Genomic DNA, 24,223 nt, shown 5'->3' on the forward strand with positions numbered 1-24,223 from the left:
CAGCGCGACGCGCTGGACGACGGGGGAACTCCACAGATCCACGGCTTGCTGTGCGAAGCATTCTGTCAGGGAGACGAAATCAGCCTTCAGCGCAAATCAAACGCCTCGACATCCAGCAATGCCAGTTGATAACCGTCATCGCCTACGGCATGAATCAGCTTGGGAAGGTAGCGCTCGTCGATTTTGGAGCGCAGGCGCTGGATGGCAACAGTGACCGGCCGCAGGTCGTTGTCGAAGATTTCTGCTGCGATGTGCCCTCGGGAGATGACTTCACCCTGACGGCGGGCAAGCAACTGCAATAAGGCAAACTCCTTTTCGCCCATGGAAATACGCTGGCCGCCACGGCTGACGCGCTGCAGTGCCATGTCTATTTCCAGATCGGCAATGTTGATACTGGCGGCATCGCCCGTCGGACCGCGACGCAGCAGTTTGCGCACGCGGGCCAGCAGCTCTTCGTAATTGAAGGGCTTCAGCAGGTAATCATCGACTCCGAGCTCCAGGCCACGCAGTCGGTCTTCGATGGCATCCGGAGCGGTCAGGAACAGCACCGGCGTTGCGCCGCGCTGACGGATCAGTTGCAACAGCTGCCAGCCGTTAAGGCCTGGCAGCATCACATCAAGAATGATCAGGTCGTAGTTTTGCTCTTCTACGAAGTGGCGACCGTCCAGGCCATTGAGTGCCACATCCAGCGTAAAGCCCGACTCGGCGAAGCCTTCAGCCAGCTCGTTCGCCGTCCTGGCATCGTATTCCACTAACAGCAGCCGCATGGCTCACCTCGGTCATTAAGGCGCTAAGCATAACGACTTGGCACGCAGGGTGTTGGCCGCCTTGCGCAGTTTGATCACATCGAAGATCTCTACCTGCTCGTCACCCATGCGCAAAATCTTGCGTTGATGCAGGTCCTGCAACACGTCGAGCAACTCTGACGGTGACAGATCTGCCGTGCGTTGCGCGTCTATTTCATCAAAACTGATCAGGCGTCGCGCGTGACTGAGATGACCATAGCCTTCAGCAAGCATCAACAAGCGCCACGCCACCCGCGCCTTGGGAGTCAGCAATTTGATGCGGTCAGGACGCAGCAGGTTAATGCCCATTTTCTGGCTGAGGAGGTCGGCGAAGGGACGCCAGTGAGCCGGGTTTTCCTCTAGCAGGTCGTTAAGCACCGACTGCGGAACATGGAGAAAGATGCTCTGCTCCATGGAATAGACATCGAACCGGCGCGGCATGCCATCGAACAATGAGACCTCGCCAAACCAGTAAGGTGTGCGGACATGCTCAAGACGTGGCACCAGGCGTTGATCAGCAGGGGCGCCGACACGAACCGAGCCTTCTACCAAGGCGTAAAGACCGCAGGGTTCATCGCCCTTTTCGAACAGAAATCTGCCCGGTGTCTTACGCGTCTGGCGGGTTGCGTCCAACAAGCTATCCTGCAAAGCGGCAGGCAGATGCCCAAACCATGAGTCGCTCATCAAACGCGAGCGCCATCCAGCTCCATTTGTCATCTATTGCTCCCTGTTATTACTGATCGCATCGCGTTAAAGACGAAACCGTAGCAGAATCGTTTATCGCTCAAAGAGGAATAATAATGAAAAACCTCACGGACCATCTCAGTCAATACGCCGCCTACCACCGCGACTCGCGGAATATTGCGACACACTTTGTAGGAATTCCGTTGATCGTCATCGCGGTGACGATATTGCTCTCACGCCCCGGCTGGATGATCGGCGGCCTGTGGCTGTCACCCGCGACGCTGGTCGCCTTGGCATCTATCGTCTTCTACCTGCGCCTTGACCGGCCATTGGGTGTGTTGATGGGCGTATTACTGGGGCTATGCCTGTGGGCCGGAGCAAGTCTTGCGCAGCAGGCGACCATGGTCTGGCTCAGCGCCGGAGTGGGTTTGTTTGTGGCGGGCTGGATCATCCAGTTTGTCGGCCACTATTACGAAGGCCGCAAACCAGCATTCATCGATGACGTGAGCGGCCTGATCATAGGCCCGTTGTTTGTGGTGGCGGAGTTGGCGTTTCTGATGGGGATACGCAAGCCGTTGCAGCATGCGATTGAAGAAAGAGTCGGGCCGGTGCGCAAGCGGGATTTGAAGCAGGCGGTTTAACAACACCCTGAACATTTGTGGGAGCAGGGCTTGCCCGCGATAAGGCTGGACGCGATCTAAAGTGAATTGCGTCCAGCCTTATCGCGGGCAAGCCCTGCTCCCACATAAGATCTTCTGCAGTCTTAAATATCTGCAACCTTCTGCCAGACCTTCGGCTTGAAGAACAGCGTTTCACCCCGCGCCAGACCGGTCAGGCTGTCGTGATCTTTCACCACTTCGGCTTCGATCAGCTCGCTCTGCCCTTCGACTCTAAGAGTGATACGGGTGGTTGCGCCCAGCGGCCGAATGTCCCGGACTTCGGCTGGGTGGTGGCCTTCCAGCTCGGAGCGTGACAGCGACACTTCATGCGGACGGAACAGCACGTGTTCTTCACCCACGTGCAGGCGGTTGGAATCGCCCAGGAAGTGGTAAACAAAATCGCTGGCCGGGTTTTCGTACACTTCGCCCGGCGAGCCGATCTGCTCGATCACACCTTTGTTCATGACCACGATGCGGTCGGCCACTTCCATGGCTTCTTCCTGGTCGTGGGTCACGAAAACCGAGGTCAGGTTAATGTCTTCGTGCAGACGGGCCAGCCAGCGACGCAGCTCTTTACGCACCTTGGCATCCAGCGCACCAAACGGCTCGTCCAGCAGCAGCACTTTAGGCTCTACCGCCAAGGCGCGGGCCAGAGCGATACGCTGACGCTGACCACCGGATAACTGCTCCGGATAGCGATCAGCCAACCAGTCCAGCTGGACCATGTTCAGCAGTTCGTGAACCTTGACCGCGATCTGGCTTTCGTTCGGGCGCTGATTCTTGGGTTTCATGCGTAGACCGAACGCGACGTTGTCGAACACGGTCATGTGGCGGAACAGCGCGTAGTGCTGGAACACGAAACCGACATTACGATCACGCACGTCATGGCCGGACACGTCTTCACCATGGAAAACGATGCTGCCGTCATCGGGTGTTTCCAGGCCGGCAATAATGCGCAGCAAGGTAGTCTTGCCGCAGCCGGACGGGCCTAGCAACGCCACCAGCTCGCCACTCTGGATATCCAGATTGATGCTGCTCAGGGCCTTGAAGGCATTGAAGTTCTTGCTGACATTACGGACTTCGATCGACATGAATTATTCCTCCGCCGCACTTTGGCGCAGACGGTTAATGCGCGCTTCGCTCCACTGCTTGAGCAGCAGGATAAACAGCGCAAGGATCAGCAACAGGCTCGCCACGGCAAAGGCTGCAACGTGGTTGTACTCGTTGTAGAGAATTTCGACGTGGAGCGGCAGGGTATTGGTGACGCCGCGGATGTGCCCGGAAACCACCGACACCGCCCCGAACTCACCCATGGCCCGTGCGGTACAGAGCACCACGCCATAGATCAGGCCCCATTTGATGTTAGGCACGGTCACATGCCAGAACATCTGCCAGCCATTGGCGCCCAGCAGACGGGCCGCTTCTTCTTCCTGGGTGCCCTGCTCCTGCATCAGCGGGATCAGTTCACGGGCCACGAAAGGCACGGTGACGAAGATGGTCGCCAGAATAATCCCCGGCAAGGCGAACACGATCTGGATGTCGTGATCCTGCAGCCAAGGGCCGAAGAAGCCCTGAGCCCCGAACATCAGCACGTAGACCAGACCGGCAATGACCGGCGAAACCGAGAACGGCAGGTCGATCAGCGTCACCAGGATGCTTTTGCCACGGAACGAGTACTTGCTCACGCACCAGGCGGCACTGACGCCGAACACCAGATTGAGCGGGACCGAGATCAACACGGCGATAACCGTCAGCTTGAGGGCTGACAAAGCGTCGGGTTCGAGGATCGCGGTGAAAAACGCGCCGAGGCCGTTTTTCAGTCCCTGAGACACCACGATAAACAGCGGCAAGCCCAGGAACAGCAGGAACACCAGCCAGCACAAGATGATCAGAATCCGGCGCGAGACCGCGCTGCCACGACGGGCGGCGTTGGCTGAGGCGGCTGAAACAGATGAATGGGACATGTCCTGCGCCTCCTCAGGATGGGGTTTCGATACGCCGCTGCAGCAAGTTGATCAGCAGCAACAGAATGAAAGAAACCACCAGCATCATCACGCCGATTGCCGTGGCACCGGTGTAATCGTACTGGTCGAGCTTGACCATGATCAGCAAGGGCAGGATCTCGGTTTTCATCGGCATGTTGCCCGCGATGAAAATCACCGAACCGTACTCGCCCACACCTCGGGCAAACGCCAATGCAAAACCGGTCAGCCACGCAGGCAACAGTGCAGGCACAAGGATGTGCCGGAACACTTGCAGAGGCCGGGCGCCCAGGCAGGCAGCAGCCTCTTCGACTTCACGCGGGATATCGGCCAGCACGGGCTGCACGGTACGCACCACGAAGGGTAACGTGACGAAGGTCAGCGCGAGGGTGATACCCAGCGGCGTGTAAGCGATCTTGAAGCCCAGGTCCGTAGCAAATTGCCCGACCAGGCCGTTAGGGGCGTACAGGGCGGTCAAGGCGATACCGGCAACAGCGGTGGGCAGGGCGAACGGCAGGTCGATCATTGCATCGATGATCTTGCGACCGGGGAAGGTGTAACGCACCAGCACCCACGCCAGCAAAACACCGATCACGCCATTGATAACAGCGGCGTAGAACGCCGTACTGAAGCTCAGCTTGAGAGCTGCCAGCACGCGAGGTGCAGTGATGATTGCCCAGAATTGATCCCAGGTCAGCTGCGCGGCGTGGATAAACATCGCCGCCAGCGGGATTAACACAATCAGACTGAGGTACACCAAGGTGTAACCCAGCGTCAGCCCGAAGCCGGGTATGACGGGGGAGATACGTCGCGACATAAAAGTCCTTGGTTAACACACGGAACCCGCAAACGAGTGCGGGTCCTATTGTTCAGCGAATACAACCGACTTCAAATGCATGTCCGGTAGGAGCGAACTTGTTCGCGAGATGGCGTGCGAGGTGTGTCAAGCTCACCGCCTCGCGAACAAGTTCGCTCCTACCGGGTCAACGGTGCAATCGCCTGCATTACTGAGGCGTGTAGATCTGGTCGAAAATGCCGCCGTCGTTAAAGAATTTCGGTTGCGCAGTTTTCCAGCCGCCGAAGTCTTTGTCGATAGTCAGCAGATCCAGTTTAGGGAACTGTTTTTCGTACTTCGCAGCGACTTCAGCGTTACGTGGACGGTAGAAGTTTTTCGCGGCGATTTCCTGACCTTCTTTGCTGTACAGGTGCTTCAAATATTCAGTCGCGATTTCGGTATTGCCTTTCTTCTCGGCATTCTTGTCGACAACAGCGACAGGTGGCTCAGCAAGGATCGACAGCGAAGGTACGACGATGTCGAACTTGTCCGCGCCGCCATCTTCTTTCAGCGCCAGGAACGCTTCGTTTTCCCACGCCAGCAACACATCGCCCTGACCGTTGTTGACGAACGTGATGGTCGAACCGCGAGCGCCGGTGTCCAGAATCGGCACGTGCTTGAACAGCTCTTTCACGTACTCGTTGGCTTTGGCTTCACTGCCGCCGGTTTTCAGGCCGTAGCCGTAAGCCGCCAGGAAGTTCCACCGAGCGCCGCCGGAGGTTTTCGGGTTTGGCGTGATCACCGAAACGTCTTTCTTGATCAGATCGCCCCAGTCCTTGATGCCTTTCGGGTTGCCTTTACGCACCAGGAACACGATGGTCGAGGTGTAAGGCGTGCTGGCGTCCGGCAGGCGGGTTTGCCAGTTCTCCGGCAGGGTTTTGCCCAATTTGGCGATTTCGTCGATGTCACCGGCCAGCGCCAGGGTTACAACGTCAGCACGCAAACCGTCGATTACCGAACGACCTTGCTTGCCGGAACCGCCGTGGGACTGTTTGATTTCAACTTTGTCGTCCGGATGGGACTTCTTCCAGAAGTTGATGAACTCAGCGTTGTATTCCTGATACAGCTCGCGCGTCGGATCATACGAGACGTTCAACAGCTCGTAATCCTTGGCAACAGCGGAACCGGCAAACACGGCACTGGCGAGTGCGGCCAGCGCATAACGGCGAATGGACATGGGTCAAGCTCCTGGAAAATCTGGTTGTGTTGTTGGCTTTTTCTAATTCTTAGGTTTTGGCGGACTCTGTAGGAGTGAGCTTGCTCGCGATGGCGCTAGAACAGTCAACTCACTTGGCGCCTGACCAACCCTTATCGCGAGCAAGCTCACTCCTACAGAGTTTTTTGCATGTTTCAGCTCGGTTTATTACCCGGGTTCTGCAAACGAAACTTTTCCTTGCGCTCGATCTGGACGACCTGCGCGTTATGCACAGTGATTTCCACCGCCCCGAAACGCAGATCCCGCAGCGCGCTCTGAATCTCGCGCAGAATCGCTGCTTCGTCCTGACCGTCAACGCTACGCAGAGATGCGCTCATGATCGTGCTCCTTGAAATAGATTGGCCTGAAGAACCTGTTCGCGAGGTTTCCACTTGTGGCGTGGAGGCAATCTTAGAGATGCGCGGATATTCTTAAAAAGACTATTTAAGAATCTACATATAACCAAAATGAATTTAGGTGCATGTGACCTGTTGGAGCGAGGCTTGCCCGCGAATCAGACGCTGAGGTGGATCAGGTGGACCGCGTGATCGTTTTTCGCGGGCAAGCCTCGCTCCAACGGAGCAAAGCAGATCACCGGCTCATCAAAAACCCGGCGCATGCGCCCAATCAATCTGCTCAGCCGGCATTGGCCGCGCAAACCAATAGCCTTGGCCCATCGCGCAATCGTTGGCCAGCAAGAACGCCGCCTGTTCGACCGTCTCAATGCCTTCAGCCAGTACCCGCATGCCCATGCTCTGCGCCAGGGCAATAATCACTCGCACGATGGCGATATCATCTTCATCGCCAGGCAGACCGGCGACGAAACCCTGATCAATCTTCAGCTTTTGCACCGGCATGCGCTTCAGTCGCAACAACGACGAATAACCCGTGCCAAAATCGTCGATGGCCAGGCTCAGCCCGAGATCACGCAACCGGTGCATTTGCTCGATAGCCTGATCAGGGTCTTCCATCACTGCGCTTTCGGTCACCTCCAGCTCCAGATGCGCCGGATCCAGCCCGGTATCGCGTAACACTTTGGCGACCTGCTCAACCAGATGACCACTGCCAAACAGGCGGCTGGAAATGTTGACGGCCACAAAGGAAATATCCACGCCTGCCGCCAACCAGTCACACATCTGCTGGCAGGACGTGTTCAATACCCAGGCATCAATATCGGCAATCAGACCGCTTTGTTCGGCGATGGGGATGAACTCCCCCGGTGGCACCAGCCCACGTTCGGGGTGTTGCCATCGCACCAGTGCCTCGACGCCCAGAATACGGCTGGTGTGCAGGTTGTGAATCGGCTGATAAAAAACCCGCAGCTCATGACGCTCGATAGCGCGACGTAATTCACTGGCCAGATGCACCCGCTGCTGAGCGTGCGCGGTGAGCTCCTCGGTGTACAACGCATACGCTTCGCGCCCGTCGCTCTTGGCTTTGAACAACGCCGAGTCAGCGTTGCGTAACAGCTGTGCCGGGTTGGAGGCGTCACCAGGGAACAGGCTGATACCGACACTGGCACTGATGAACAACTGCTGGTTGCCCAGTAAAAACGGCGTCTTGAAGCCATCCAGAATGCGCTGTGCATAACCGGCCACCTGCACCACTTGCTGGCAGTTTTCGATCAGCAGCGCAAACTCATCACCGCCCAGTCTCGCCAGGGTCATATCAGCATCGAACAACGATTTAAGGCGCTCGGCCACCGCCTTGAGCACTTCGTCGCCGACGTTATGCCCCAGGCTGTCATTGATGTTCTTGAAATGATCCAGATCGATCAGCAATAGCGCGCAGCCGCGCTTGTTCGAGCGGGCATAGGTAAGTGCCTGCGTCGTGCGGTCGATGAACAGCAAGCGGTTGGGCAAATCCGTCAGGGGATCGTAATGCGCCAGCTGCAACAAATCCTGCTCTGAGCGCTTGATGGCGGTGATATCGGAAAACACTGCGACGAAGTGCTTTATCTCGCCACTGTCACCCTTCACGCTGCGGATACTTTGCCACTGGGGGTATATTTCACCGCTTTTGCGGCGGTTCCAGATTTCGCCGCTCCACTGCCCCGCACTAAGAATCGAGCGGTACATTTGTCGGTAGAACTCGGGCCCATGACGGCCGGATTTGAACTTGCTCGGGTTGACGCCCAGAACCTCGTCCAGCTGATAACCGGTGATCTCCATGAAGGCGCGGTTGACGTGGACGATCTGCCCCTGGCTATCGGTGATGACTACCCCTTCGAGGGTGCTATCGAACACCGCCGCCGCCAGACGCAGACGGTCATGATCTTCGCGTTGATGGCGCAGGGTAAGATCGACCCCCATGAAACGCAGCAGCTGGCTGCGAACGATGAAGATAAAAACGGCACTGATCGCCACCCAGACATAACCGCTCATCTGCTGGGCAAACGCCAATCGAGCCGGATTTTCGATCATCCTGGGCAGCCAGTGATCACACACGACAAACCAAAAAATCGACAAAACCCCATAAAATAGGGCTGTTCGCAGTGCGTCACGAGAGGAGTCGGTCATAAGAAAACTAAAAACCTTATGAAATGCGGGATTAAAGATTAGGAAACATCTGGCGACTCTTATCTCTAAGCCCGACTGGTTTTATCTGGTGGCTCAGTGATAATGCGCACTGTTGTTTTTTTATTCAAAGTGTCTTTTCGAGGGCCAAACAGCCTATGTGGTACAACGGTTTGCTCGACCTTTCAGTCTGGCAGTTAGTGGCAGTCACTCTTGCCATGACCCATGTGACGATTGTCGCCGTCACTATTTACCTTCACCGCTACTCCGCCCACCGCTCGCTGGAGCTGAATGCGGGCCTCAAACACTTCTTCCGTTTCTGGCTGTGGCTGACCACTGCGCAGAACACTCGCGAATGGACCGCTATCCATCGCAAACACCATGCAAAATGCGAAACCGTCGATGACCCGCACAGCCCGGTTGTAAAAGGGCTTTCTACTGTACTGCGCAAGGGCGCAGAACTGTACCGGGCCGAGGCGGAAAATCCGGACACTTTGCGCATTTACGGCAAAAACTGCCCGGAAGACTGGATCGAACGCAAAATCTATACGCCTTATCCGTTGCTGGGCGTGGCGATCATGGCTGTCATTGACCTGCTCTTGTTCGGCGCGCTGGGCATCACCGTCTGGGCGATTCAGATGATGTGGATTCCTTTCTGGGCGGCTGGCGTCGTCAATGGCCTGGGCCATGCCGTCGGTTATCGCAACTTCGAATGCCGTGATGCAGCAACCAATCTGGTGCCATGGGGCATCATCATTGGCGGCGAAGAACTGCATAACAACCATCACACCTACCCGAACTCGGCGAAGTTGTCGGTCAAGAAGTGGGAGTTCGACATGGGTTGGGCGTGGATCAAGGTATTCAGCGCTCTGCGTCTGGCCAAAGTGCAGCGGGTTGCACCTATCGCCCACCGCGTCGAGGGCAAAGGCAGTATCGACATGGATACCGCCATGGCGATTCTCAACAACCGTTTCCAGATCATGGCCCAGTACCGCAAGCTGGTGATCGGCCCACTGGTTGCTCAGGAACTGGCCAAGGCCGACGCTTCGGTACGCCATCAATTCCATCGCGCCAAACGGCTGTTGTCCCGTGAAACCAGCCTGCTGGATGACAAGCATCACTTGCGCATTCAGACCATGCTGGAACACAGCCACGCGCTCAAAGTGATTTACGAAAAACGCCTGGCCCTGCAGCAGATCTGGGTCAAGACCAGCAGCAATGGTCACGACATGCTGGCCGCCATGAAAGACTGGATTCACGAAGCCGAAGCCAGTGGTATTCAGTCCCTGCGCGACTTCGCCGACCAGCTCAAAACCTACTCGCTGCGCCCTGCGCACGCTTGAAGCCACTGATCAGCGCGCCCGATTTCGGGCGCGCCTGATTTGAACTTCATCCCCTAAATCCACTCAGAACAACAGCCCGCGACCCCGTGCGGGGAATGTTGTGGCTGTGCGCCGCACCTTATTCTGAGATGCAGTGCCATGGACAACAAAAATCTACTGACACCCCATACTGACAATCCCGCCGCTGCCGAGACGCTACTGGCGCTGATGCACGCCCAGGCAGAAGTCGCACGCCTGAGTGAACGTGAGCAACTGTTCAGCTCGCTGCTGGTCAGCGTCAATGCTGTGCTCTGGGCCTTCGACTGGGCCACCCAACGAATGATCTACGTCAGCCCGGCTTACGAGCGCATCTTCGGCCGCTCTGCAGGTCTGTTGCTGGCCGACTACGGCGAATGGCGCGACAGCATTTATCCCGATGACCTCAACTACGCTGAGCGCAGCCTCAACGAAGTTATCGAGAAAGGCGCTGTGGAAGATCGCGAATACCGAATCATCCGTGCCGACGGCGAAGTCCGCTGGATCAGCGACAAATGCTTCGTGAGTCACCAGACCGACGCCGAGCAGCGTCTCGTCGTGGTGGGCATCGCAGAAGACATCACCGAAAAGAAAGAGCTGGAAAGCGAACTGCAGCGTCTGGCGACAACCGACGTGCTGACACAAAGCAGCAACCGCCGGCATTTCTTCGAATGCGCCCAGCGCGAGTTTGAATTGGCGCGCCTGCATGGCACGCCGTTGGCGTTTCTGTTGCTGGACATCGATGACTTCAAGCTGGTCAACGACACCTACGGGCATCAGGAAGGCGATCTGGTGCTGCAGAAAATCGCTGAGTGCGGCAGAACGACGTTAAGGCGTGGAGATTTGTTCGGCCGTATTGGCGGTGAGGAGTTTGCCGCAGTGTTCCCGGGTTGCGCGCCAGACATGGCCAAACAGATCGCCGAACGCCTGCAGCGGGAAATCCAGCGCCTGAGTTTCCAGCGCGGCGACAAAACCTTCGGTATCACGGCCAGCCAGGGCCTTACCAACATGGGAGAGGATGACCAGAGCCTGGAAATCCTTTACGCCCGTGCTGACGCGGCGATGTATCAAGCCAAGCGTCAGGGCAAGAATCAGATCGTGTTGGTGTAGGTGATTCGCGCAGGAGCCTGTTGGAGCGAGGCCTGCTCGCGATAAAGGCACCGCCAATATCAGGCATATCGCATTCAGTCTTATCGCGGGCAAGCCCTGCTCCCATCAAACAAAATATAACTCACTGACTAAATGAGGTTTTTATGTGGGTGCTTGGTCTGGGCGGCATTCCGACGATAAGAACACCGCGGTTTATCCTTCAAACTGCGTCGCTTTTATCGTTGGAATGCCGCCCACGCTCTCACATAGAACCAAGTTTGGTGCGCGAGAGCGATGTGTCAGGGACACCGGGGCGACTCCCACAGAAAATCGCTCCAGTGGGAGTGCCACCCGCCAGTTCTTCAGAAAAAAAACGGAACGCCTGTTTTTCTTCTCAGTCACTTTCTTAGCGCCGTGACTTCCCTGAGGCCCTTGCCAGGGAATTCTGCTTATAAGCCCCATGCCGTTCCTGGCTAAAGGGCAGCCTGTTACTGAGGAGTTTTTGTCTGATGGCTACGAAGAAACCAACGAATGCACCCGATGGATCTAAAAGCGAACTAGCAGGAACCGACACTCTGGATCGCGGCAACACCAACGCCAAGCTGGAAAGCCTGGAGCAGTTTCGCTCCGATGCTACCCAGCAAGCGCTGCGCACCAACCATGGTGTCAAAGTCTCCGACAACCAGAACAGCTTGAAGGCCGGTGACCGCGGCCCGTCACTGCTCGAAGACTTCATCATGCGTGAAAAGATCACGCACTTTGACCACGAGCGTATCCCGGAGCGCATCGTCCACGCGCGCGGCACGGCGGCTCATGGTTATTTCCAGACTTACGAAGACCACGCCGAACTGACCAAGGCGGGCTTCTTGCGTGATCCCGGCAAGAAAACCCCGGTATTCGTGCGCTTCTCCACCGTGCAAGGTCCGCGTGGCTCAGGCGATACCGTCCGCGACGTGCGTGGCTTCTCGGTGAAGTTCTACACCGATGAAGGCAATTACGACCTGGTGGGCAACAACATGCCGGTGTTCTTCATTCAGGATGCGATCAAATTTCCGGATTTCGTTCACGCGGTGAAACCTGAGCCGCACAACGAAATTCCTACCGGTGGCTCGGCGCACGACACGTTCTGGGACTTTGTCTCGCTGGTGCCTGAGTCGGCGCACATGGTGCTGTGGACCATGTCCGACCGTGCTATTCCTAAAAGCCTGCGCACCATGCAAGGCTTTGGCGTACACACGTTCCGCATGATCAACACTGAAGGCAAATCGACCTTCGTGAAATTTCACTGGAAGCCCAAGTTTGGCGTGTGCTCCCTGGTGTGGGACGAGGCGCAGAAGCTGGCCGGTAAAGATACCGACTTCCACCGCCGCGACCTGTGGGAATCCATCGAAACCGGTGACTACCCTGAGTGGGAACTGGGCGTGCAGATTGTGGCGGAAGAAGACGAGCACAAGTTCGACTTCGATATTCTCGATCCGACCAAAATTATCCCTGAAGAGCTGGTACCGGTGACGCCGCTGGGCAAGATGGTGCTTAACCGCAACCCGGATAACTTCTTCGCGGAAACCGAGCAGGTCGCGTTCTGCCCTGGTCATGTCGTGCCTGGTATCGACTTCTCCAATGATCCGTTGCTGCAAGGTCGTCTGTTTTCCTACACCGACACACAAATCAGCCGTCTGGGTGGGCCTAACTTCCACGAGATCCCGATCAACCGTCCTGTGGCGCCTAATCACAACGGTCAGCGCGATGCTCAGCACCGCACGACTATCGACAAAGGCCGTGCTTCATACGAGCCGAACTCGATTGATGGCGGCTGGCCGAAGGAAACCCCTGCCGGCCCGGTGGATGGCGGCTTCGAGAGCTATCCAGAGCGTATCGAGGCGCACAAGGTTCGTCAGCGCAGCGAGTCGTTCTCCGATCATTTCTCGCAAGCGACGCTGTTCTTCAACAGCATGAGCCATGCCGAGAAAGAGCACATCATTGCGGCTTACAGCTTCGAGTTGGGCAAGGTTGAGCGCGAACACATTCGTGCGCGTCAGGTGAACGAGATCCTGGCCAATATCGATCTGGAGCTGGCTGGCCGTGTTGCCGCCAACCTGGGTCTGCCTGCGCCCACCGCACCGACCGTGCCAGCCAAACAGCAATCGCTCAAAGAGTCGCCTCTGCTCAGCCAGATGAACTTGCTCGCCGGGGACATCGTGTCGCGCAAAGTAGCGATCCTGGTAGCCAATGGTGTGGACGACAAGGCTGTAGCGGCTATGAAAGCGGCGCTGGAAGCTGAAGGCGCCCACGCCAAGGTGCTCGGCCCGACCTCCGCGCCGGTGAAAACGGCTAGCGGTGCGAGCCTGCCAGTTGATGCATCCATGGAAGGTTTGCCGTCAGTAGCGTTTGACGCGGTATTCATTCCGGGGGGCGCTGCTTCGGTGAAAGCATTGAGTGGCGACGGTGTCGCGCTGCACTACGTGCTCGAAGCGTACAAACACCTGAAGGCAATTTCTGTGAGCGGTGAGGCCAAGCAGATCATTGATCTGCTGCATCTGGACAAGGATGCCGGGCTGCTGGAAGTGTCTGACAGCAAATCCTTCAAGTCTTTCTTCGCTGCGATAGCCCAGCACCGGGTCTGGGATCGCGAGCCGAAGGCTAAAGCGATTCCAGCGTAAATCCTGTAGGAGCGAGCTTGCTCGCGATGGCGGTGGATCAGTCGACAAATGTATCGATTGACCAGGCGCCATTGCGGGCAAGCGCGCTCCTACAGACTATTGCTGTGCTGGCTTCAGAACCACTGTCGCCTTCTCATTGCGCTCGATCTTGCGGCGCAGTTCCAGCTCGAAATCCGGATTGATCTTGTTCACCCGTTTGGTCAGCAATGTGGCCAGCCATGGGTAGTCATCCGTGCGTGGTACTTGCAGCAGGACGACGCAATTGAATGCGACAGTATCGGCTGCGATAGCATCCAGCTGGCGACGTAGTTGCGCCATATCGCCAATCTTCAACTCGATGGTGGTGCTTTCTGCCGATGGATCGATCAACTTGGCAACACGCTTCGCTTCAGCTGCCTTCAATTCTGCTTCGGCTTTGTCCAGCTCGGCTTTACGAGCATGGGCGATGGCGCCATTGACGCCACTGGTCAATGCAGGTGCCTTGGGCATCAAGGCTCGGGCGCGGCTCAGAGCCGTCGCGGCGGCGTTGACGTCACCCTTTTGCAGGCCAATCTGGCTGCGGCTCAAATAGGCCTCAGCCAGGCGACGCTGGAACGGCTCAAGACGAATATCTGTCGGCGCTGCTGCTTGCAGCTTTGCCAACTGATCTTCGGCGGTGGCCAGTTCATTGGTGGTAATGCTCTGCTCAAGCTGGGCGAAACCGTCTGGCTCGGTTGCGGGCACAGGCGTGTCTACCGTTGGTGCGCCTTGACAGGCAGCCAACAGGACGGAAAATGCGGCAAGCAGCAGATAACGGGATGCGAACGGCTTCATTCCTGCGATTCTCTAATTGCGCAAAAAACGAGCAAGTCTACACCGCTCGTTTGGGTAGGACAAAACTCAGCAGAAACAAAGCCGCTGCTGAAACCACAATTGATGGCCCTGCCGGGGTGTCCTTGAACCAGGACATCGACAGCCCAAGGCACACAGCTACTACGCCCAGCACGCTCGCACCCAGCGCCATTTGCTCCGGCGAACGGGCGTGACGCTGTGCCGCAGCTGCTGGAATGATCAGCAGCGAAGTAATTAACAAAACGCCGACGATTTTCATTGCCACAGCGATCACGACAGCGATCAAAAGCATCAGCGCCATGCGCAGGCCCGCGACCGGCAGGCCTTCAACCTTTGCCAGCTCTTCATGCACCGTGATTGCCAGCAGTGGACGCCAGAGCACTACCAGTAACCCTAGCACTGCCAGCGAGCCGCCGAGTATCCAGACCAGATCATTGGCGCTGATCGCCAGCAAGTCCCCGAACAGATAGGCCATCAGGTCGATGCGTACGTCATGCATGAAACTCAGCACCACCAGCCCGAGGGACAAAGTGCTGGGTGCGAGTATCCCGAGCAGAGTGTCCGACGCCAACGGCTGACGTTGCTGCAACGTAACCAACAGAATCGCCAACAGCAGGCAGCCGACTGTCACTGCAATCGTCGGGCTGACATCCAGTAGAAACCCTAGCGCCACACCCAGCAAAGCCGCGTGGGAAAGGGTGTCGCCAAAATAGGCCATGCGTCGCCAGACCACGAACGAGCCCAGAGGGCCGGCAACCAACGCCAAAGCCAGGCCAGCAAGCAAGGCGTAAAGAAGAAAATCAGCCATGCTTGCAGCTGTCTCCGTGAATGTGTGTGTGGGTAGAGCCGGCCGAATCGGCGGCGTCCTCGACGACTTCGCCATGCAAATCATGAGCGTGGTCGTGATGGTGGTGATAAATCGCCAGGCTTTGTGCGTTCTTGCCGAACAGCTCGACAAACGCAGGATCGTGACTGACCTGTTCCGGGTGGCCGGAGCAGCAGACGTGGCGATTGAGGCATACCACTTGATCCGTTGTGCTCATCACCAGGTGCAGATCGTGAGAAACCATCAACACGCCGCAACCATGGCGATCGCGCAGGCGGGTGATCAAGCTGTATAGCTCAGCCTGCCCCGCTACATCGACGCCCTGCACGGGCTCATCCAGGACCAGCAGTTCCGGTTCGCGCAACAGGGCGCGAGCCAGCAGAACGCGCTGCATTTCACCGCCGGAAATCCCCTGTAGCGGACTGTCGATGACTTTCTCGGCACCCACTTCAACCAGGGCTGCCAGCGCACCCGCTCGATCTACGCCGGGAACCAGACGCAGGAAACGCAACACGGACAGCGGTAGCGTCGGGTCAACATGCAGCTTTTGCGGCATGTAGCCAACACGTAGCTTCGGTTTGCGCCACACGCTGCCGGAATCCGGCTTGAGCAAGCCAAGCACGGCGCGCACCAGCGTTGTTTTACCCGCGCCGTTAGGCCCGATCAGGGTGACGATTTCCCCGGGCTTGACGCTCAGGTGAATGTTTTCCAGCACGTTCTGCCCGGAAAGGGCGACGCCGACGCGCTCAAGTTTGATTAACGCGTTGCTCATCAGGCCGCCTTGCAGCCGGAACATACCCCGATGATTTCCACAGTCTGGCCTTCAACGGCGAAACCAACTTCGGCGGCGGCGCCTGTCACGGCGTCACTGATGGTCGGGCTTTGCAGCTCGATGGCCGCGTGGCATTCACGGCAAATCAGGAACTGACCCTGATGCGCGTGAGTCGGGTGGTTACAGCCAGTGAAGGCGTTCAGCGAAGCAATGCGGTGTACCAGGCCGTTTTCCAGGAGGAAATCCAGGGCCCGGTAAACAGTAGGCGGTGCGGCGCGGCGGCCGTCTTCTTCGCTGAGTACGGCGAGGATGTCATAGGCACCCAACGGTTTATGGCTTTGCCAGACCAGTTCCAGTACGCGACGGCGCAAAGCGGTCAGGCGCAAGCCTTTCTGGGCGCAAAGCACATCGGCTTCGGAGAGCGCGGTATGCACGCAATGGGAGTGGTCGTGAGGGCGACTGGCCAACGGTGTAATAGGCATGGGCGGCGACGATATTTGCTAGAGACGTTATTATGTTACCCGTTCCCGCCTTCAATGAGTGGCCCACGTGCATCGTCTTTTTGCTCTTTTTATCGTTTTAACCGCCAGTTTGCTGACAATTTCCCCGGTTCAGGCCGAAGTCCGAGTCCTTACCAGCATCAAGCCCCTGCAGCTGATTGCGGCGGCTGTGCAGGACGGCGTCGGTACACCAGAGGTGCTTTTGCCTCCGGGCGCCTCGCCTCACCACTATGCTTTGCGACCATCCGACGTACGGCGCGTGCAGCAATCCGATTTGCTCTACTGGATCGGGCCGGACATGGAAGGCTTCCTGCCTCGTGTCCTGAAAAGCCGGACGTTGCCGGTCGTGGCCGTGCAATCGTTGCCGGGACTGAAGTTGCGTCACTTCGGTGCGGACAGCGCGTCTCACGAAGAAGGCGATGAAGACGGCCATGACGAGCATGATCATGACCATCGTCCTGGAAGTCTGGACGCGCACTTGTGGCTGTCGTCAGTAAACGCCCGGGTGATTGCGGCAAAAATGGCGAGTGATTTAAGTGCTGCCGATCCGGCTAACGCTGCGCGGTATGCGAGCAATGCCAAGGCATTCAATACGCGTCTTGATGCGCTTGATGCGCGCCTCAAGAGCCGGGTAGCTGGCATCGCGGGCAAGCCGTACTTCGTGTTTCACGAGGCTTTTGATTACTTTGAAGACGCTTACGGCCTCAAGCATGCGGGCGTGTTCAGCGTTGCTGCCGAGGTACAGCCGGGCGCTCAGCACGTTGCGGCGATGCGTGCACGGCTGACGGAAGTGGGCAAGACCTGCGTGTTCAGCGAGCCGCCATTGCGTCCGCGTCTTGCCGAAACCCTGACGGCCGGGCTGCCTGCAAAACTGGCTGAGCTGGATGCGCTGGGCGGTGAAACCCCGGCGAACGCGACGGGGTATGAGCAACTACTGAACAAGCTGGGCGATGATCTGGTGGGGTGCCTGGAGAGTCTGTAACTGACTTGTAGTGGCTCGATCTGGTAGGAGGCAACTTGTTGGCGAGAAGGCTTGAAGCAGCGACTCAGGTCTGTCGCCTCGCGAACAAGTTCGCTCCTACCGACGGCGGCGGCCTACCATCGCGAGCAGGTCCACCCTCATCAAATAGAGTTCACGTCGCTGAATAAATACGACTTTTATGTGGGAGCGGTGCTTGCCCGCGATAAGAGCACCGCAGTGTATCCTTCACATCGCGTCGTCTTTATCGCGGGCAAGCGCGCTCCTACAGATCCCCGTTACAACGCAAACGGCAGCGGCAGGTGCGTTTCCTGCCGTTGTTCCAGGCGCTTCTGGAATTCCATCGGGTCATGGATCAGTACGTCCTGGCCTGCGTTGGACTCCGCAGCAATCAGCCGTGACAGCCAGAAACGCACGCACCCAACGCGCAGCATGGTTGGCCACAATTCGGCCTCGGCAGCGGTGAACGGGCGCAGTGCTGCGTAAGCGCCCAGCAGGGCCCGTCCGCGAGGTGCGTCGATCTTGCCCTCTTCGTCCGAACACCAATCGTTCAGCGCAATAGCCAGGTCATAAAGCATTGGCCCGGAGCAGGCGTTGTAAAAGTCGATCAGCCCGGTCAGGTGCGTGCCTTCGAACAGCGCGTTGTCGCGGAACAGATCGGCATGCAGGTTCGCCCGGGGCAATGCCATGATCTTCGGCTTGAGGCGCTCGATTTCCTCCAGCGCCGCTTTGAGCAATGCACTCGGCACAGCATCCAGATGAGAAATCAGCGTTGCGCCTTCTGCCAGCATCCAGTCCAGGCCGCGATCGGTCTTGCGCTCCAACACTTTGTCGCGTGTTGCCAGATGCAGATGACCCAGTAGCTCGCCGATCTGCACGCAGTGCTGATTATTCGGGTCGCTGATGTGTTTGCCCGGCAGGCGTGGCTGCAGTAGCGCCGGTTTACCCGCCAGCTCGCGCAATGCGCTGCCGTCCGTGGTGCGCAGCGCATATGGCACGGGTAAATCAGCGTCGTGCAGGGTGTCCAGCAGTTCGATGAAGAACGGCATTTCCTGAACCGGACCACGCTCCACCAGCGTCAGCACAAACTCACCCTGCTCCAGGCTAATGAAGTAGTTGGTGTTTTCGCTTCCAGCGGCAATGCCTTGAAAGTCACGTAGATGGCCTAGCCCGTAAGGGGCGAGAAATGTTTCCAGCTCGGGCCGAGCCAGGGGGGTAAATACGGACATATCAGGGCTGCCAGCAAAAAAAGTGAATGTGGGACCTTACCACTCGAATATTTTCCACGACGGAATCAGCATATCCGGTTGGTCTGAACGAATAAAATTGGCGTCTGTACCATCGGCGCGCACCAGGAAGTAAGGCTTACCGCCCTTCGGGGTGATTTTGACGGCATACAGGAAGCCATTCTGGCGGTACTCCTGAATCGTCTTGTCACCTTCGGTGCGGATTGTAACCTCCGGGTCTCCTGACGGTGCGTCATCGGCAGCAACAGCAATCAGCGGGCAGAGTGCAAACAGGCCAGCCAGCAACAGGCGATTTGTTGTGCGCATGATAACCTTGTCCCTTTGTCGTCAATGGTCCTCGCATTCTAGCGCCGACCCCGCCGAAAAGGTTGATTCTGCTCATGAGCCAAGCTCCCCTCGTCCTGGTGGACGGTTCTTCTTACCTGTACCGCGCTTTTCACGCGCTGCCGCCACTCGCCACGTCCAAAGGTTTGCCTACCGGAGCCGTGAAGGGCGTGTTGAATATGCTCAAAAGCCTGCGTCGGCAATATCCGGACAGCCCGTTTGCGGTGGTGTTCGACGCCAAGGGCGGCACGTTCCGTGATGACCTGTATGCCGAATACAAGGCCAATCGCCCGAGCATGCCGGACGACTTGCGTGTGCAGATCGACCTGTTGCATGCCTGCGTAAAAGGCTTGGGTTACCCATTGCTGTGCGTGGATGGGGTTGAAGCCGACGACGTGATTGGCACCTTGGCACGCAGCAGCGCGGCGGCGGACCGACCGGTCATCATTTCCACCGGCGACAAGGACATGGCGCAGTTGGTCGACGGGCACATCACGCTGGTCAACACCATGACCGGCAGCGTGCAGGACGTGGCAGGCGTGAAAGAGAAATTCGGCGTCGGCCCTGAGCACATCATTGATTACCTGGCACTGATGGGTGACAAGGTCGACAACATTCCAGGCGTGCCGGGTGTTGGCGAAAAGACTGCGGTGGGCTTGCTGGTGGGCGTGGGCGGTGGTCTCAAAGAACTGTACGAAAACCTCGAAATGGTCGCGACGCTGCCGATCCGTGGCGCGAAAACCCTGGCTGCCAAGCTCGAAGAGCACCGTGCCATGGCGTTCCTGTCTTACGAGTTGGCCACGATCAAGATTGATGTGCCGCTGGATATCGAACTGGATCAACTGCACTGCACCGAGCCTGATCGTGAAGCGTTGCTTGAGCTGTATGCCGAGCTGGAATTCAAAAGCTGGATTGAAGACCTGCACCGTGATGCCAAGCGTGTCGGTCTGGAAATCGCTATCGAAGAAGCCCCGGTTCCAGCAGAGTCACGCTATGAAACCATCCTTGAGCAGGGCCAGCTCGACGTGTGGCTGAAGAAGCTCAGCGATGCGAAGCTGGTGGCGTTCGTGACCCAGAGCAATGGCCTGGACGCCCAGCGTGCGCAATTGGTGGGTTTGTCGTTTGCCGTGCAGACTCACGAAGCCGCTTACATCCCGCTGACTCACTCTTACATGGGCGTGCCGCAGCAACTGGACCGTGATCACGTACTCAAGCAGCTCAAGCCGCTGCTGGAAGACCCGAGCAAAATCAAAGTCGGTCAGCACGCCAAGTTTGATATCAATATCCTCGCTAACTGCGCCATTGATGGCGATCAGAGTCAGGGCATTGAAGTTCAGGGGTTGCTGTACGACACCATGCTTGAATCCTATGTGCTGGATTCCACCGCAACCCGCCATGACCGCGAAAGCCTTGCGCTGAAATACTTGGGGCATGCCGCCGGGAATATCCAGGACATCGCTGGCAAAGGCGTGAAACAGCTGACGTTCGACCAGATTTCTCTGGAACTGGCCGCGCAGTACGCTGCTCAGGAAGCTGACATAACGCTGCGCTTGCACGAAGCGCTTCAGGCGAAGCTCGCTGCAATCCCAAGCCTGGCCCCGGTGCTCAACGAAATTGAAATGCCGCTGGTGCCCGTGTTGGCTGGTATCGAACGCCAGGGTGCGCTGGTGGACGCCAAGCTGCTGGGCATTCAGAGCGTTGAGCTGGGCGACAAGATGGTTGCCCTTGAACGCGAGGCGTTCGAGATTGCCGGTGAAGAATTCAATCTGGGTTCGCCGAAGCAGTTGGGCGTGATCCTGTATGAAAAACTCGGCATGCCGATCCTGAGCAAAACTGCCAAAGGGCAGGCCTCGACTGCCGAAGCGGTGCTCGCTGAACTGGCCGAGCAAGGATTCCCGCTGCCCAAGGTGTTGATGCAGTACCGCTCGATGAGCAAGCTCAAGAGCACTTACACTGACCGCCTGCCCGAGCAGATCAATCCACGCACTGGTCGTATTCACACCTCCTATCACCAGGCAGTAGCGGTGACAGGTCGTTTGTCCTCAAGCGACCCGAATCTGCAGAACATCCCGATCCGTACCGCTGAAGGGCGTCGTATTCGTCAGGCGTTTGTCGCGCCCAAGGGATACAAGCTGCTGGCGGCGGACTACTCGCAGATCGAGCTGCGCATCATGGCCCATCTGGCCAAGGATGAAGGTCTGTTGCACGCCTTCCGTAATGACCTGGACGTGCACCGGGCAACCGCTGCGGAAGTCTTCGGTGTCGAGCTTGAAAACGTCACCACCGACATGCGCCGCAGCGCCAAGGCAATCAACTTCGGCCTGATCTACGGCATGAGCGCATTTGGCCTGGCCAAGCAGATCGGTGTTGATCGTAAGCAATCCCAGGCTTACGTGGACCGTTATTTCGCCCGCTACCCAGGTGTGCTCGATTACATGGAGCGTACCCGCACGCAGGCCGCTGAACAGGGTTTCGTGGAAACCATCTTCGGCCGTCGTCTGTATCTGCCGGACATCAACGCCAAGAACCAGGCCTTGCGCAAAGGCGCCGAGCGCATGGCGATCAACGCGCCGATGCAGGGCACGGCGGCAGACATCATCAAGAAGGCCATGGTGGCGGTAAATGGCTGGCTGGAAGAGTCGAAGCTAGACGCAAGGGTCATCCTGCAGGTGCACGATGAACTGGTGCTGGAGGTTCGCGAAGACCTGGTCGAGCAGATCAGCGAGCAAATTCGTCCGTACATGAGCGGCGCTGCGCAGCTGGATGTGCCGCTGCTAGTCGAAGTCGGCGTGGGCAATAACTGGGACGAGGCGCACTGACCGGGGCGCTGAGTCGATCCAAATCCTGTTGGAGCGAGGCTTGCTGTGCCTGCCAGACCGAGGCGACTGCATCGCGAGCAAGCTCGGCTCCTACAGGAATCACGCTGTCTGTGGGAGCCGGGCTTGGTCTGGGCGGCATTCCGACGAAGAACGGTAACGTGGTGTGCCAGATGGACCGTTCGGAGAATTTCCGCAGGCCAGGAACTTACGCCTCGAAATGCCGGTCAGAGAACTCGATTGGCTGAGAAGCCAGTCATGCTCCTAGTTGTGTTAAGTGTTGGCAGATATCCGGCTTCCCTCCCTGGAAGTCTGGAACTTGAACCCCGAACTTCCCCTCCCCCATATGAAGTCCGGGGTTTTTTTTGCCTGCGATTTACTCGGCAGGTGCCTTGTCTTCCAACTCCATCCAGCCTGCCAGCACGGTATAGGCTTCTTCCAGGCCCATGCGTTTTGGCGCAGAGAACAGCTGGATAGTGACTGCGTCGCCCCAGCCCTTGCGGATTTCTGACTGAACTTTGAGCAGCGTGTTCTTGGCTGCGCCGTAAGTCAGCTTGTCGGCCTTGGTCAGCAAAATATGCATTGGCATATGGCTGGCAATCGACCAGTCAAGCATCAGGGTGTCGAAGTCGGTCATCGGGTGACGGATATCCATCATCAGAATCAAACCTTTCAGGCTCTCCCGGCTGCCCAGATAAGCCTCAAGGTGACGCTGCCAGTGCAGCTTTAGCGGGATGGGTACCTTGGCGTAGCCGTAACCCGGCAGGTCGACCAGGCGCCGCTCATCGTCCAGTTTGAAGAAGTTCAGCAGTTGCGTACGACCTGGCGTCTTCGATGTACGGGCCAGGCTGGCGTGCGTCAGGGTGTTCAGCGCGCTCGACTTGCCTGCGTTGGAGCGCCCTGCGAAGGCCACTTCAAAGCCTTCGTCGTCCGGGCACTGGTCGACTTTGGCAGCGCTGAGCATGAAGGTTGCCTGTTGGCACAAGCCGAGGATGGGGTTCTTGAGTTGCATGTGATTTCCGGTAAGAGCGGTGCCTGCAAGGGGTGCGGCAAGAGGTGTCGTTTCCGTTTCAGTGAGGCCAGTATATAATTACCGCAGATTTTGTGTGTGCTTTGTCCCGGTCACGGGAAGCTACATCAGCCAAGCGAGAACTATAAGCGCATTAGAACGCAGTCCGCTTTTAACCTGAAAGGGTTGCTGAGTATGAAGGCTTTGGAGCCGCCTGTGTTCAGGAGTTCAAAGCGATGCCGTTGCGTGGATTGTGCAGGGACCGCAATAGCGGGGATTCGTGAACCTTCGTCCGTCTGGATGAGCGAGTCCACCTCTATATAACTATTCACCTTTAGCCGATTTGGATTTCCTGATGAACAAAATTTGCGTGAGTCTGCTGTTGATCCTGGGCATCTGCGGCATGGCTCAGGCGGCTGAGACCGTAGTCGGCGATGCGGCTGCCGGTCAGGCCAAAACCGCTGTGTGTGGCGCTTGTCATGGTCCTGACGGTAACAGCCTGGCGCCGAACTTCCCCAAACTGGCAGGCCAGGGGGAGCGCTATCTGCTCAAGCAACTCAACGAAATCAAGGACGGCAAACGCGTCGTGCTGGAGATGACTGGCTTGCTGGCCAACCTCAATGAGCAGGATCTGAACGATATCGCTGCGTATTATGCCGGCCAGAAAGGTAGTGTCGGGGCCGCTGACGAGAAGCTTGTTGCTCGCGGTGAGGCGCTGTTTAGAGGCGGGAAGCTGAATGAAGGTATGCCTGCCTGTACAGGCTGCCATTCACCTAACGGTGTCGGTAACGCGGCCGCGGGTTTCCCGCACCTGGGCGGCCAGCATGCGGATTACATCAAGAAGCAGTTGGTAGCTTTCCGCGAAGGTGATCGCACCAATGACGGCGACACGATGGTCATGCGCTCGATTGCTGCCAAGCTGAGCAACAAGGATATCGAGGCGCTGTCGCAGTACATTCAGGGGCTGCATTAACAGGGTTGGCGGACGCTAATGCTGTGGCACCCAGGATTTGAGCCAGACGCTGATCCTGTGGGAGCCGAGCTTGCTCGCGATAATCGATAACGCGGTATGTCTTCCGGGCGCGTCGCATGCATCGCCTGCAACGTCACCGCGCAACTCCAGACACACCCCGTTACCGTTCTTCGCGGGCAGGCC

General features: G+C 57.6%; 22 protein-coding genes. 7 read left to right on the plus strand and 15 right to left on the minus strand.

Features of this window, described 5'->3' with window-relative positions; all coding sequences use genetic code 11:
- Positions 1 to 86: 86 nt before the first annotated feature.
- Together ACYASS_RS26410 and ACYASS_RS26415 are read right to left on the minus strand one after the other, a co-directional pair.
- A complete protein-coding gene (locus tag ACYASS_RS26410) occupies positions 87 to 767 on the minus strand; it encodes a response regulator (protein ID WP_243244484.1) in 681 nt (226 codons plus the stop codon).
- A gap of 15 nt (positions 768 to 782) precedes the next feature.
- Positions 783 to 1,502, minus strand: coding sequence for a Crp/Fnr family transcriptional regulator (locus ACYASS_RS26415; protein ID WP_463588269.1), 720 nt, complete (start codon positions 1,500 to 1,502; stop codon positions 783 to 785).
- Positions 1,503 to 1,585: 83 nt separating this feature from the next.
- On the opposite strand from ACYASS_RS26415, the gene ACYASS_RS26420 reads away from it, so the two are divergent.
- Positions 1,586 to 2,110, plus strand: coding sequence for an Mpo1 family 2-hydroxy fatty acid dioxygenase (locus ACYASS_RS26420; RefSeq protein ID WP_463588270.1), 525 nt, complete (start codon positions 1,586 to 1,588; stop codon positions 2,108 to 2,110).
- Between the two features lie 122 nt (positions 2,111 to 2,232).
- On the opposite strand, the gene ACYASS_RS26425 is transcribed toward ACYASS_RS26420, so the two are convergent.
- From ACYASS_RS26425 to dibA, 6 genes are all read right to left on the minus strand, one after another.
- On the minus strand, positions 2,233 to 3,219 hold the full coding sequence (locus ACYASS_RS26425; protein ID WP_463588271.1) for a sulfate/molybdate ABC transporter ATP-binding protein: 987 nt from the start codon (positions 3,217 to 3,219) through the stop codon (positions 2,233 to 2,235).
- A 3-nt stretch (positions 3,220 to 3,222) separates the two neighbouring features.
- Positions 3,223 to 4,092: a sulfate ABC transporter permease subunit CysW gene (cysW, locus tag ACYASS_RS26430; protein WP_463588272.1), complete on the minus strand. Its 870-nt coding sequence runs from the start codon at positions 4,090 to 4,092 to the stop codon at positions 3,223 to 3,225.
- 13 nt (positions 4,093 to 4,105) lie between these two features.
- The gene (cysT, locus tag ACYASS_RS26435; RefSeq protein WP_122667372.1) at positions 4,106 to 4,927 is read right to left on the minus strand and encodes a sulfate ABC transporter permease subunit CysT; all 822 of its coding nucleotides are present in this window, start codon (positions 4,925 to 4,927) and stop codon (positions 4,106 to 4,108) included.
- A 187-nt stretch (positions 4,928 to 5,114) separates the two neighbouring features.
- On the minus strand, positions 5,115 to 6,122 hold the full coding sequence (locus tag ACYASS_RS26440; protein WP_463588273.1) for a sulfate ABC transporter substrate-binding protein: 1,008 nt from the start codon (positions 6,120 to 6,122) through the stop codon (positions 5,115 to 5,117).
- A 173-nt stretch (positions 6,123 to 6,295) separates the two neighbouring features.
- On the minus strand, positions 6,296 to 6,478 hold the full coding sequence (gene oscA / locus ACYASS_RS26445) for a sulfur starvation response protein OscA (RefSeq protein WP_003170956.1): 183 nt from the start codon (positions 6,476 to 6,478) through the stop codon (positions 6,296 to 6,298).
- A 264-nt stretch (positions 6,479 to 6,742) separates the two neighbouring features.
- Positions 6,743 to 8,659, minus strand: a complete 1,917-nt coding sequence (dibA, locus tag ACYASS_RS26450; RefSeq protein WP_463588274.1) for a phosphodiesterase DibA — start codon at positions 8,657 to 8,659, stop codon at positions 6,743 to 6,745.
- Between the two features lie 155 nt (positions 8,660 to 8,814).
- Here dibA and desA point away from each other — a divergent pair, with 155 nt between their 5' ends.
- The 3 genes from desA (at position 8,815) to katE (ending at position 13,763) form a co-directional block, all read left to right on the plus strand.
- Positions 8,815 to 9,999, plus strand: a complete 1,185-nt coding sequence (desA, locus tag ACYASS_RS26455) for a delta-9 fatty acid desaturase DesA (protein ID WP_243244490.1) — start codon at positions 8,815 to 8,817, stop codon at positions 9,997 to 9,999.
- A 138-nt stretch (positions 10,000 to 10,137) separates the two neighbouring features.
- Positions 10,138 to 11,124 (plus strand): GGDEF domain-containing protein, encoded by a 987-nt coding sequence (locus tag ACYASS_RS26460; RefSeq protein WP_122667368.1) that lies wholly within the window; start codon positions 10,138 to 10,140, stop codon positions 11,122 to 11,124.
- Between the two features lie 488 nt (positions 11,125 to 11,612).
- Complete coding sequence (gene katE / locus ACYASS_RS26465) at positions 11,613 to 13,763, plus strand: catalase HPII (RefSeq protein ID WP_463588275.1); 2,151 nt, start codon at positions 11,613 to 11,615, stop codon at positions 13,761 to 13,763.
- Between the two features lie 96 nt (positions 13,764 to 13,859).
- Here the strand turns inward: katE and ACYASS_RS26470 are convergent, their stop codons facing one another.
- The 4 genes from ACYASS_RS26470 to ACYASS_RS26485 are packed head-to-tail and all read right to left on the minus strand — an operon-like array spanning position 13,860 to position 16,674.
- Positions 13,860 to 14,576 carry a PA5502 family lipoprotein gene (locus ACYASS_RS26470; RefSeq protein WP_463588276.1) on the minus strand — a complete coding sequence of 239 codons (717 nt, stop codon included), beginning with the start codon at positions 14,574 to 14,576 and terminating at the stop codon, positions 13,860 to 13,862.
- Between the two features lie 37 nt (positions 14,577 to 14,613).
- Positions 14,614 to 15,402, minus strand: coding sequence for a zinc ABC transporter permease subunit ZnuB (gene znuB / locus ACYASS_RS26475; protein WP_122667267.1), 789 nt, complete (start codon positions 15,400 to 15,402; stop codon positions 14,614 to 14,616).
- Positions 15,395 to 16,192: a zinc ABC transporter ATP-binding protein ZnuC gene (znuC, locus tag ACYASS_RS26480; RefSeq protein ID WP_463588277.1), complete on the minus strand. Its 798-nt coding sequence runs from the start codon at positions 16,190 to 16,192 to the stop codon at positions 15,395 to 15,397. The genes znuB and znuC overlap by 8 nt, the downstream gene beginning before the upstream one ends.
- Positions 16,192 to 16,674 (minus strand): Fur family transcriptional regulator, encoded by a 483-nt coding sequence (locus tag ACYASS_RS26485; RefSeq protein WP_243244594.1) that lies wholly within the window; start codon positions 16,672 to 16,674, stop codon positions 16,192 to 16,194. Before ACYASS_RS26485 ends, znuC begins: the two co-directional genes overlap by 1 nt.
- Positions 16,675 to 16,741: 67 nt before the next feature.
- Here ACYASS_RS26485 and ACYASS_RS26490 point away from each other — a divergent pair, with 67 nt between their 5' ends.
- Positions 16,742 to 17,674 (plus strand): zinc ABC transporter substrate-binding protein, encoded by a 933-nt coding sequence (locus tag ACYASS_RS26490; protein ID WP_463588278.1) that lies wholly within the window; start codon positions 16,742 to 16,744, stop codon positions 17,672 to 17,674.
- Positions 17,675 to 17,949: 275 nt separating this feature from the next.
- Here ACYASS_RS26490 and ACYASS_RS26495 read toward each other — a convergent pair whose 3' ends face one another.
- Positions 17,950 to 18,900: a homoserine kinase gene (locus ACYASS_RS26495; protein WP_463588279.1), complete on the minus strand. Its 951-nt coding sequence runs from the start codon at positions 18,898 to 18,900 to the stop codon at positions 17,950 to 17,952.
- Positions 18,901 to 18,936: 36 nt separating this feature from the next.
- Positions 18,937 to 19,224, minus strand: a complete 288-nt coding sequence (locus ACYASS_RS26500) for a DUF2782 domain-containing protein (protein WP_122667271.1) — start codon at positions 19,222 to 19,224, stop codon at positions 18,937 to 18,939.
- Between the two features lie 74 nt (positions 19,225 to 19,298).
- Between ACYASS_RS26500 and polA the strand changes: the two genes are divergently transcribed.
- Positions 19,299 to 22,061 (plus strand): DNA polymerase I, encoded by a 2,763-nt coding sequence (gene polA / locus ACYASS_RS26505; protein ID WP_463588280.1) that lies wholly within the window; start codon positions 19,299 to 19,301, stop codon positions 22,059 to 22,061.
- A 373-nt stretch (positions 22,062 to 22,434) separates the two neighbouring features.
- On the opposite strand, the gene yihA is transcribed toward polA, so the two are convergent.
- A complete protein-coding gene (gene yihA, locus ACYASS_RS26510) occupies positions 22,435 to 23,070 on the minus strand; it encodes a ribosome biogenesis GTP-binding protein YihA/YsxC (RefSeq protein WP_122667273.1) in 636 nt (211 codons plus the stop codon).
- A gap of 352 nt (positions 23,071 to 23,422) precedes the next feature.
- Here yihA and ACYASS_RS26515 point away from each other — a divergent pair, with 352 nt between their 5' ends.
- Positions 23,423 to 24,040: a c-type cytochrome gene (locus tag ACYASS_RS26515; RefSeq protein ID WP_243244590.1), complete on the plus strand. Its 618-nt coding sequence runs from the start codon at positions 23,423 to 23,425 to the stop codon at positions 24,038 to 24,040.
- Positions 24,041 to 24,223 lie beyond the last annotated feature (183 nt).

Source organism: Pseudomonas sp. HP_14 (assembly GCF_055283875.1).

Excerpts from the sequence above, each read along its gene's own strand:
- znuB (WP_122667267.1), bottom strand. The coding sequence starts at position 15,402 with ATGGCTGATTTTCTTCTTTACGCCTTGCTTGCTGGCCTGGCTTTGGCG.
- cysW (WP_463588272.1), bottom strand. The coding sequence starts at position 4,092 with ATGTCCCATTCATCTGTTTCAGCCGCCTCAGCCAACGCCGCCCGTCGT.
- yihA (WP_122667273.1), bottom strand. The coding sequence starts at position 23,070 with ATGCAACTCAAGAACCCCATCCTCGGCTTGTGCCAACAGGCAACCTTC.
- katE (WP_463588275.1), top strand. The coding sequence starts at position 11,613 with ATGGCTACGAAGAAACCAACGAATGCACCCGATGGATCTAAAAGCGAA.
- ACYASS_RS26420 (WP_463588270.1), top strand. The coding sequence starts at position 1,586 with ATGAAAAACCTCACGGACCATCTCAGTCAATACGCCGCCTACCACCGC.
- cysT (WP_122667372.1), bottom strand. The coding sequence starts at position 4,927 with ATGTCGCGACGTATCTCCCCCGTCATACCCGGCTTCGGGCTGACGCTG.
- ACYASS_RS26440 (WP_463588273.1), bottom strand. The coding sequence starts at position 6,122 with ATGTCCATTCGCCGTTATGCGCTGGCCGCACTCGCCAGTGCCGTGTTT.
- ACYASS_RS26500 (WP_122667271.1), bottom strand. The coding sequence starts at position 19,224 with ATGCGCACAACAAATCGCCTGTTGCTGGCTGGCCTGTTTGCACTCTGC.
- ACYASS_RS26410 (WP_243244484.1), bottom strand. The coding sequence starts at position 767 with ATGCGGCTGCTGTTAGTGGAATACGATGCCAGGACGGCGAACGAGCTG.
- desA (WP_243244490.1), top strand. The coding sequence starts at position 8,815 with ATGTGGTACAACGGTTTGCTCGACCTTTCAGTCTGGCAGTTAGTGGCA.
- polA (WP_463588280.1), top strand. The coding sequence starts at position 19,299 with ATGAGCCAAGCTCCCCTCGTCCTGGTGGACGGTTCTTCTTACCTGTAC.
- ACYASS_RS26485 (WP_243244594.1), bottom strand. The coding sequence starts at position 16,674 with ATGCCTATTACACCGTTGGCCAGTCGCCCTCACGACCACTCCCATTGC.
- ACYASS_RS26495 (WP_463588279.1), bottom strand. The coding sequence starts at position 18,900 with ATGTCCGTATTTACCCCCCTGGCTCGGCCCGAGCTGGAAACATTTCTC.
- ACYASS_RS26470 (WP_463588276.1), bottom strand. The coding sequence starts at position 14,576 with ATGAAGCCGTTCGCATCCCGTTATCTGCTGCTTGCCGCATTTTCCGTC.
- ACYASS_RS26515 (WP_243244590.1), top strand. The coding sequence starts at position 23,423 with ATGAACAAAATTTGCGTGAGTCTGCTGTTGATCCTGGGCATCTGCGGC.
- dibA (WP_463588274.1), bottom strand. The coding sequence starts at position 8,659 with ATGACCGACTCCTCTCGTGACGCACTGCGAACAGCCCTATTTTATGGG.
- oscA (WP_003170956.1), bottom strand. The coding sequence starts at position 6,478 with ATGAGCGCATCTCTGCGTAGCGTTGACGGTCAGGACGAAGCAGCGATT.
- ACYASS_RS26415 (WP_463588269.1), bottom strand. The coding sequence starts at position 1,502 with ATGACAAATGGAGCTGGATGGCGCTCGCGTTTGATGAGCGACTCATGG.
- ACYASS_RS26460 (WP_122667368.1), top strand. The coding sequence starts at position 10,138 with ATGGACAACAAAAATCTACTGACACCCCATACTGACAATCCCGCCGCT.
- znuC (WP_463588277.1), bottom strand. The coding sequence starts at position 16,192 with ATGAGCAACGCGTTAATCAAACTTGAGCGCGTCGGCGTCGCCCTTTCC.
- ACYASS_RS26425 (WP_463588271.1), bottom strand. The coding sequence starts at position 3,219 with ATGTCGATCGAAGTCCGTAATGTCAGCAAGAACTTCAATGCCTTCAAG.